Here is a 4,159-nt window from a genome sequence, read left to right as displayed (position 1 = left end):
AGCCGCCAGTCGCTCGACAATCAGGCGCCGGACGCCCAGATCCACGACAAGGAATTCAATGGCTAAGCCGTTCAGCTTCAAGGTTCTGGCAACCGACGGCAAGGCGCGACGCGGCGTGATCGACATGCCGCGCGGCGAAATCCGCACGCCGGCCTTCATGCCGGTCGGCACCGGCGGCACCGTCAAGGCCATGTATATGGACCAGGTGCGCGGTGTCGGCGCCGACATCATCCTGGGCAACACCTATCATCTGATGCTGCGGCCCGGCGCCGAGCGTGTGGCGCGGCTCGGCGGTTTGCATGAATTCGCTCGCTGGCCGCATCCGATCCTAACCGACAGCGGCGGTTTCCAGGTGATGTCGCTGTCGAAGCTGAGAAAGCTGACCGAAAAGGGCGTCACCTTCCGCTCGCATATCGATGGCGCCGCCTACGAGATGTCGCCGGAACGTTCGATAGAGATCCAGGGATTGCTCGATTCCGATATCCAGATGCAGCTTGACGAATGCACGGCGCTGCCGGCCGAGATGAAGGAGATCGAGCGCGCCATGGAGATGTCGCTGCGTTGGGCCGAGCGCTGCAAGACGGGGTTCGGCGATCAGCCGGGCAAGGCGATGTTCGGCATCGTGCAAGGCGGCGACAACGCGGCGCTGCGGGAGCGCTCGGCGCAGGCGCTGAGCGCGATGGAGCTGAAGGGCTATGCGGTCGGCGGCCTGGCCGTCGGCGAACCGCAAGCGGTGATGCTCGAGATGCTCGACATCACCTGCCCGGAACTGCCAGCGGACAAGCCGCGCTATCTGATGGGTGTCGGCACGCCCGACGATATCCTGAAATCGGTGGCGCGCGGCATCGACATGTTCGACTGCGTGATGCCGACACGGGCCGGCCGCCACGGCCTTGCCTATACAAGGCGCGGCAAGGTCAATCTGCGCAACGCCCGCCATGCCGACGATCCACGGCCGCTCGACGAGGAAAGCGACTGCCCGGCCGCCCGGGACTACTCACGCGCCTATCTGCATCATCTGGTGCGCTCTCAAGAAGCGCTCGGCGCAATGCTTTTGACGTGGAACAACCTGTCCTACTACCAGAAACTGATGCAGGACATCCGCGCTGCGATCGAGGCCGGCACCTTCGAGGCGCGCGGCGCGGAAATCACCGAGGGCTGGGCGAGGGGCGATATCCCGTTGCTGTGAGGCCTCAAGTGCTGAGCGAATTCGAAGCGCGAAGGCTGCAGCCGGTGATCTGGAACCGTCGGGCTGTTGCTGCAACGTGTAGACCGCCTCGTAATCCTTGCCGTCGGGGCCGACGATCAGCACCTGCTGGACGATCGAACCCGGAGCGGTCTCCTCGACCTTGCCGAAGGAATAGGTCCGCGGCTTGCGCACCGGCGGATAGCCGTTGGTCACCATGTTCATGAAGGCATCGACGGTCGGGAAGATCCGCTTCACATTCGGGGCGGCGAAGCTGTAGGCGGTGGCGCCGTCATTGGCGATGAGGGCCTTTAGCTGACTGTCGATGACGGACTGGCCCGCCTTGATCTCGGCATCGCCGGCCAATACCGACGACGCGAAGAGGAATGGAGCGACTGCGATTGCGAAAAAGGCGCGGCGCATGGCCTGTCTCCGTTGTCCCGCGAAATATCTTCCCTCGAAATGCTGCTGTCCGAAGACACATCATAACATACGCTTGGCAGCGCATCGCGGTTTCAGCGATTGCGAATATTCACTGGCGATCGGTGACAAGTTCCACGCCAGTGGCGGAGTTGCAGCAGGCGGTAGCCTAGGCCCGAGCCGGCTGAGCATTCATTCCAGCGCTTGAAAGCCCGCCTCCAGTCTGCCAGAAGGGCCGCTGGACTTGGACGTTTAGCGGGACGAAGCCATGAAGGCGTTTTTCGTGCAGATCAAATGCGAGCTCGGCAAATCCTATGAGGTTGCCAGCGCGCTTGCCGATGCCGAGATCGCCTCGGAAATCTACTCCACCGCCGGCAATTACGATCTGCTCGCCAAATTCTACGTCGACGACGAGGAAGACGTCGGCCATTTCGTCAATGAGAAGGTGCAGATTCTCCCCGGCATCAAGGACACGTTCACCGTCGTCACGTTTCGCGCTTTCTAGCCTGGAAACGCATTTGCCCGGGCACGAGGCAAAGGCTGATCAAGGTCATATTTCACCTGCCTCAATTTTAGGCAGGCGCAACATACTGATCGCCCGTATCTCCCAAATCACCGATTGCGCTTGATTTTCTCCGGCGACGTCAGTGAAATGGCGTCACAGGGGAGTATGCGATTGGCAGCGTTCGATGAAATGCTTCCGGAAGTCTCCGGATTGAGAAGACCGTATTCGGCTTATGATCGCTGGCTGAAGGAGCAGGATCCGGCCAGGCTGACCGAGAAGATGCAAGACGCCGAACGCGTCTTCCGCAAGACTGGCATCACCTTCGCCGTCTATGGCGAGCAGGAAGCTTCCGAGCGGCTGATCCCGTTCGATATCGTTCCACGCATCATTTCAGGCAATGAATGGCGGCGCCTCACGCAGGGCATCGAGCAGCGCGTGCAGGCGCTAAACGCCTTCCTCGACGACATCTACCACCGCCAGGAAATCCTGCGCGCAGGGCGCGTCCCCAGGGAATTGATCGCCAGGAACGAGGCCTTCCTGCCGGAGATGATCGGGGTCAGGCCGCCGGCCGGCGTCTACACCCACATCATCGGCGTCGACATCGTCCGCATCTCGGAGGACGAATTCTACGTGCTGGAGGATAATGCGCGCACACCGTCGGGCGTCTCCTACATGCTGGAGAACCGCGAGACGATGATGCAGCTGTTCCCCGAGCTGTTCCAGAAGATCAAGGTACGGCCGGTGGAAAACTACCCGCAGCTTCTGCGCCAGTCGCTGGCGGCGGTGCGGCCGCAAAGCACCAAGGGCGCGCCGACCATTGCGGTGCTGACGCCCGGCAGCTTCAACTCCGCCTATTTCGAACACGCCTTCCTCGCCGACCAGATGGGCGTGCAGCTGGTCGAAGGCCAGGATCTGCGCGTCGTCGACGGCCATGTCGCGATGCGCACGACCGAAGGCTACAAGCAGATCGATGTGCTCTACCGACGCGTGGACGATTCCTTCCTCGATCCGCTGACCTTCCGACCGGATTCGGCGCTTGGCATACCCGGTATCATGGATGTCTATCGGGCCGGCAACATCACCATCGCCAATGCGCCGGGCACCGGCATCGCCGACGACAAGGCGATCTATTCCTACATGCCCGAGATCATCGAATTCTACACCGGCCGCAAGGCGATCCTGGGCAACATCCCAACCTGGCGCTGCTCGGAGCCCGACAGCCTGAAATACGTGCTCGAGCACATCGACGAGCTGGTGATCAAGGAAGTCCATGGTTCCGGCGGCTACGGCATGCTGGTCGGGCCGGCTGCGACCAAGAAGGAATGCGAGACCTTTGCCAAGAAACTCCAGGCAAAACCTTCGAATTACATCGCCCAGCCGACGCTGGCGCTGTCGACATGCCCGATCCTGACGGAAAAGGGGCTGGCGCCGCGCCATGTCGATCTCAGGCCTTATGTGCTGGTCTCCGACCGCATCCAGATCGTGCCGGGCGGCCTCACGCGTGTCGCGCTGAAGGAAGGCTCGCTGGTCGTGAATTCCTCGCAAGGCGGCGGGACGAAAGATACTTGGGTGCTGGATGATTAAAGCGAATAGCGAATAGTGAGTAGCGAATAGGGGAAGGAGGGCAGCAAGACGGCGATCAATTCTTACAGGGACCTAATTGTTTGGAAAGCGGCCGTCGAGTTGGCGGTGGATTGCTATTCGGTAACCAAAGCCTTTCCAAGCAGCGAAATCTACGGGATGACCTCTCAGATGAGGCGGTCTTCCGTATCAATTGCAGCAAACATCGCCGAAGGGCATGGGCGGGAGAGTACGGGATCATTCATTCAATTTCTGCGCATGGCGCAGGGATCTCTCAAAGAGTTGGAAACACACCTGATCTTGTCTGAAAAAGTAGGGTTGATGGTTGAAGCAGAGGTGGTGCGTTTGCTTAGCAAGGCCGATGAGATCGGGAAAATGCTACGTTCCATGATCAGGAGTTTGCAACAAAAATCATGAAGCTGATTTTCCCCTATTCGCTACTCACTATTCGCTATTCGCTCGAAATC

The 4,159-nt window shown here is 60.3% G+C and carries 4 protein-coding genes and 1 pseudogene; 4 read left to right on the top strand and 1 reads right to left on the bottom strand.

The window, feature by feature from the left end; translation table 11 throughout:
* Positions 1-58 precede the first annotated feature (58 nt).
* Positions 59-1,189 carry a tRNA guanosine(34) transglycosylase Tgt gene (gene tgt, locus EOD15_RS29880; RefSeq protein WP_127322292.1) on the top strand — a complete coding sequence of 377 codons (1,131 nt, stop codon included), beginning with the start codon at positions 59-61 and terminating at the stop codon, positions 1,187-1,189.
* Between the two features lie 4 nt (positions 1,190-1,193).
* Here tgt and EOD15_RS29875 read toward each other — a convergent pair.
* Positions 1,194-1,609 (bottom strand): annotated as a pseudogene (locus EOD15_RS29875) (DUF4864 domain-containing protein).
* Between the two features lie 265 nt (positions 1,610-1,874).
* Here EOD15_RS29875 and EOD15_RS29870 point away from each other — a divergent pair.
* The 3 genes from EOD15_RS29870 (at position 1,875) to EOD15_RS29860 (ending at position 4,109) form a co-directional block, all read left to right on the top strand.
* On the top strand, positions 1,875-2,111 hold the full coding sequence (locus EOD15_RS29870; RefSeq protein ID WP_010909609.1) for an Lrp/AsnC family transcriptional regulator: 237 nt from the start codon (positions 1,875-1,877) through the stop codon (positions 2,109-2,111).
* A 171-nt stretch (positions 2,112-2,282) separates the two neighbouring features.
* A complete protein-coding gene (locus tag EOD15_RS29865) occupies positions 2,283-3,695 on the top strand; it encodes a circularly permuted type 2 ATP-grasp protein (protein WP_023812984.1) in 1,413 nt (470 codons plus the stop codon).
* A 54-nt stretch (positions 3,696-3,749) separates the two neighbouring features.
* The gene (locus tag EOD15_RS29860; protein ID WP_127270768.1) at positions 3,750-4,109 is read left to right on the top strand and encodes a four helix bundle protein; all 360 of its coding nucleotides are present in this window, start codon (positions 3,750-3,752) and stop codon (positions 4,107-4,109) included.
* Positions 4,110-4,159: the final 50 nt, after the last annotated feature.

Source organism: Mesorhizobium sp. M7A.T.Ca.US.000.02.2.1 (genome assembly GCF_003996995.1).
Taxonomy (GTDB): domain Bacteria; phylum Pseudomonadota; class Alphaproteobacteria; order Rhizobiales; family Rhizobiaceae; genus Mesorhizobium.
The sequence above is the reverse complement of the archived record's forward strand: the minus strand, read 5'-3'. Positions and strand labels throughout refer to the sequence as shown.